General features: G+C 75.6%; 2 protein-coding genes and 1 pseudogene. All 3 read left to right on the top strand.

The genetic code is table 11. The features are described from left to right. Window positions 1-236, top strand: a pseudogene (locus GUY60_RS35890) (DNA polymerase III subunit gamma and tau); the annotation flags it as partial. 236 nt (window positions 237-472) lie between these two features. Beyond that, the gene (gene purD / locus GUY60_RS35885) at window positions 473-1,738 is read left to right on the top strand and encodes a phosphoribosylamine--glycine ligase (RefSeq protein ID WP_161705614.1); all 1,266 of its coding nucleotides are present in this window, start codon (window positions 473-475) and stop codon (window positions 1,736-1,738) included. 464 nt (window positions 1,739-2,202) lie between these two features. Continuing rightward, window positions 2,203-3,571, top strand: a 1,369-nt coding sequence (locus GUY60_RS35880; RefSeq protein ID WP_246236088.1) for a hypothetical protein, incomplete at its 3' end; no start/stop codon positions are given.

Below are 3,571 nucleotides of genomic sequence, written 5' to 3'. Positions count from 1 at the left end.
CCCCCCAGGCCCCGGCGCCGCAGCGGCCCGCCGTACAGCAGGCCCCGGCGCCCGCCCAGCAGGCGCCCGCGCCGCAGCGGACCGCGCCCCCCGCGCCGGAGCCGCCGCCGGTCTCGATCGAGGACGACGTACCGGAGGCCGACGACCCGGACCTCGACGACTCGGCGCTCTCCGGGCACGACCTGATCGTGCGCGAACTGGGGGCGACGGTGGTCGAGGAGTTCACGAACGAATAACGGGCGCAGCGCGCACGGGCGCGCGTAGGTGGGGGACAGGCGTCCCGCGCGGACCGGCCGCACCACGCGCGTGCCGGAGTCGAACGGGCCGCCGGGCAGCGGCAGATCGGGCCGCGCGGGGCACCGGAGCGTCCGTCCCCCAGCCCCGTCCACGTAGAGGAACCTACGAACACAGGCGGCCTCCGCCCCCGTCGCCCCGTACAAAGGCACCGGGCCGTTCCGGCTAGGCTGCACGTGTGAAGGTCCTCGTCATCGGCAGCGGCGCCCGCGAACACGCCCTGTGCCGCTCACTGTCCCTCGACCCCGCGGTCACCGCCCTGCACTGCGCTCCCGGCAACGCCGGTATCGCGGAGGTCGCTGAGCTGCACGCGGTCGACGCCCTCGACGGCACCGCCGTGGCCGAGCTGGCCACCGGGCTCGGTGCCGACCTCGTCGTGGTCGGCCCGGAGGCACCCCTCGTCGCGGGGGTCGCCGACGCGGTGCGCGCGGCGGGCATCGCCTGCTTCGGCCCGTCCGGTCAGGCCGCGCAGCTGGAGGGCTCCAAGGCGTTCGCCAAGGACGTGATGGCCGCCGCCGGTGTGCCCACGGCCCGCTCGTACGTCTGCGCCACCCCGGCCGAGGTGGACGCGGCGCTCGACGCGTTCGGCCCCCCCTATGTCGTCAAGGACGACGGCCTGGCCGCGGGCAAGGGCGTCGTCGTGACCGACGACCTGGCGGCGGCGCGGGACCACGCGAACGCCTGTGAGCGCGTGGTGATCGAGGAGTTCCTGGATGGCCCCGAGGTCTCCCTCTTCGCGATCACCGACGGCGTGACGGTGCTGCCGCTCACCCCCGCGCAGGACTTCAAGCGCGCCCTCGACGGCGACGAAGGCCCCAACACCGGTGGCATGGGCGCCTATTCGCCGCTCCCCTGGGCCGACCCGAAGCTGGTCGACGAGGTCATGGAGAGTGTTCTCCAGCCCACGGTCGACGAGCTGCGGCGCCGCGGAACGCCGTTCTCCGGACTGCTGTACGCGGGCCTCGCGATCACCAGCCGCGGTGTGCGGGTGATCGAGTTCAACGCCCGCTTCGGCGACCCCGAGACCCAGGTCGTCCTGGCCCGCCTCAAGACCCCGCTGGCCGGCGTACTGCTGCACGCCGCGCAGGGCACCCTCGCCGATGAGCCCCCGCTGAACTGGAGCGACGACGCCGCGGTCACCGTGGTCGTGGCCTCCCACAACTACCCCGGCACCCCGCGCACCGGCGACCCCATCGCGGGCCTCGACGAGGTGGCCGCCGAGGACGCCCCGCACGCGTACGTACTGCACGCGGGCACCGCGCGGGACGGCGACGCGGTCGTCAGCGCGGGCGGCCGGGTGCTGTCCGTGACCGCGAGCGGCGGCGACCTGACCGAGGCGCGGGAGCGGGCGTACGCGGCCGTCGCCCGGATCCGCCTCGACGGCGGCCAGCACCGCACGGACATCGCCGCGAAGGCCGCCGCGGAAGCCCCGACCGGCAGCTGATCCCGCCGGCGCCGACCCCGGCGGCCGACCGCTACACACGATTCGAACTGCGCAGGGACCACTACGACGGTCCCTGCGCAGTTCGCGTCCGCCCGCAGTGCGCTCCCCCTGACCCCCTGGCGCGCCCCGGCACCCCGCGCACGCCCCCCCCGACCAGGGCGTACCCCCGGTAGCCGGCTCAGCCCTGAGGGCGGCGCGGATCTGACGCCTGATCGGGGCCGTGATCGTCACCCACCTTTACCCAAAGCCATTCCATCGAGTGACCGCTGGCCCATCCGGCTGACGTGCCCCGAGGCCCCAACTAGGGTGCGGCGCAAGCATTCCGGCACTTGGCCCACCGGCATTGCGATGTCAGAGGTGGGTGCCACAGTGGGGGAGTGAGCAAAGCCGTCGCAGGGCAGAGGGGGTGACATCCGGCCGTGTCCGGAACAGTGGAAGGCGAGGCAGGCGTGCTGTCCGCGCGTATGCGCGCGCTGGCGGTGCTGAGGGTGCGCAGCCGGGCGATCGCGGTCGCGCTGCTGCCGGCGGCGGTGGCCGTGGTGCTGCTGGTCGGCGGCGCCACCGGCCGTATCGGCGGCGGGAGTTGGGACGTCGTGCGCTGGATCGTGACCGGCGCCGCGCTGCTCGTACTGCTCGCCGCGGCGGGCGTCGCCCTGGTCATCGCCCGCGCGCGGCCCGCGCTCAGTCCTACGGTGGCCGTCGCCGAGGAGTCCGCCCCTGATCTGTACCGCCTGGTGCGGGATCTCGCGGACCGCCTCGATGTGCCCGCGCCCTCGGCGATAGCGCTCACGCCCGACTGCGACAGCTGGCTGGAGGACCGCGCCCACCCGGCGCACGGCCCGCCCCGTACTGCCGGAGCGCCGCGGTCCGGCCGTGCCGCGTCCGGTGTCGCCGGTCCGGCCGAGCCCGCCGCGGTCACCGCGCCCGTCCTCGTCATCGGCTCGCCCTTCCTGTGGTGGATGCGGGTCGGCGAACTCCGCGCGGTGCTCGCCCCCGTGGTCGCCGGTACGGGACCTTCCGCCCACCCCGACATAGCGGCGGCCCGCCGGTTCGTACGCGGCCTCGACGCCGCGGTGGCCGTGTCCTCGCGCCCCGGACGCGGTTCGCTGCCCCGCGTGGTGCTCGCCGGGGTCGGCTGGGTCTCCCGGCTGATGCTGCGCGCCTGCCGTGGGCACGCCGCCGAGATGGAGCGCGGCGTCGCGACCGCCGCCGCAGAGCGCGCCAAGACGGTGGACTACGGCCTGCGGATCGTCGCCCAGGAGCAGGTGGGCCTGGCGTACGCGGGCTGGGACCGGCTGCTGACCCGGGTCGCGCTGCCGGCCTGGCGGATGGGCCGCTGGCCGGACCGCCTGGACGCCGGGGTGGTCTCCGCGCTGACCGAGCTGTCCCGGCGCGACCGGCTCGCGGAGGGCTTCGCGTCCCGGCTCGGCGAGCGCCCGGCCTGCGACCTCCTGGAGGAGCCCGGCGTGGTCGACGAGGCGACCTCGCTGCTCGCCGCCCGGCTGTTCCACGGCGGCCCCGCCGAGGTCGGCCCCGACTGGGCGCCGGTCGGCTGGCAGGAGTATCCGGAGGAGGTCGTCGACCGGAAGTGGCGCGCGGACGCCGCCCGCCTGCACCGCGTCCTGGACGACCTGGGCGTCCGCACCTCGGGCACGGCGTCGAACGATCCGGAACCCCCCACGCTGGCCCGGATCATGACCCACCTGTCCACGGACGAAGCCCCGCCGCACGGCGAAGCGGCAGTCCACGAAACCGCGGCCCACGAAACCGAGGCCCACGAAACCGAGGCCTACGCGGACGGGGAGCACGCGGCGGACCCCCACGACCCCGTGG

It is taken from the genome of Streptomyces boluensis (genome assembly GCF_009908195.1).
Taxonomy (GTDB): domain Bacteria; phylum Actinomycetota; class Actinomycetes; order Streptomycetales; family Streptomycetaceae; genus Streptomyces; species Streptomyces boluensis.
Note: the sequence above shows the minus strand (reverse complement) of the source record. Positions and strands in the feature narration are given on the sequence as shown.